Below are 730 nucleotides of genomic sequence, written 5' to 3'. Positions count from 1 at the left end.
CAAGCTCGAGTGTGTCCTGAAGGGTCAAATCCGGCGCCTGCTCATCACGATGCCGCCCCGGCATCTCAAGTCGCACTGTGCCAGCGTCGCGTTCACAGCGTGGGCGCTGGGTCGCGATCCCACCTTGCGCATCATTTGTGCGAGCCACAGTGCTGATCTGGCGCAGACCTTCAGCCTGCAGACAAGGCAATTGATCAAAGCGACCTGGCACTCGGCCGCCTTTCCCGACCTTGAGCTCGACCCGATGAAGAACACAGCTGAGGAATTCCGGACAACCCGAAACGGATACCGGATCGCGACATCGGTGGGAGGTTCGCTAACCGGAAAAGGTGGCGACATCGTCATCGTGGACGATCCTCTCAAAGCTGAGGACGCGTCGTCGGAGGCGCGACGCGAGGCCGTCCACAAATGGTTCTCCGGAACCGTATCCAGCCGTTTGGATGACCCGAAGACGGGCGCCATAATTGTGGTCGCCCAGCGTCTACACGAGGACGATCTGCCTGGCCGCTTGATCAGCACCGGGGACTGGGATGCCCTCGACCTGCCGGCGATCGCGACAGGTCATGAAGAAATCGAGCTTACGGATAATGTCATATGGACGAGGGCCCCCGGCGATCTTCTGCACCCGGAGCGGATCGGCCAGGATGAACTGGACCGTATACGGCGCGAGCTTGGCTCGTCGGCATTCGAAGCCCAATACCAGCAACGCCCCGCACCTGCGGGAGGGACC

General features: G+C 61.5%; 1 pseudogene. It reads left to right on the top strand.

The window, feature by feature from the left end:
- Positions 1-730 (top strand): annotated as a pseudogene (locus tag DJ029_RS21515) (phage terminase large subunit); the annotation flags it as partial.

This window comes from Oceanibium sediminis (genome assembly GCF_003265325.1).
GTDB lineage: Bacteria > Pseudomonadota > Alphaproteobacteria > Rhodobacterales > Rhodobacteraceae > Halovulum > Halovulum sediminis.
Note: the sequence above shows the minus strand (reverse complement) of the source record. Positions and strands in the feature narration are given on the sequence as shown.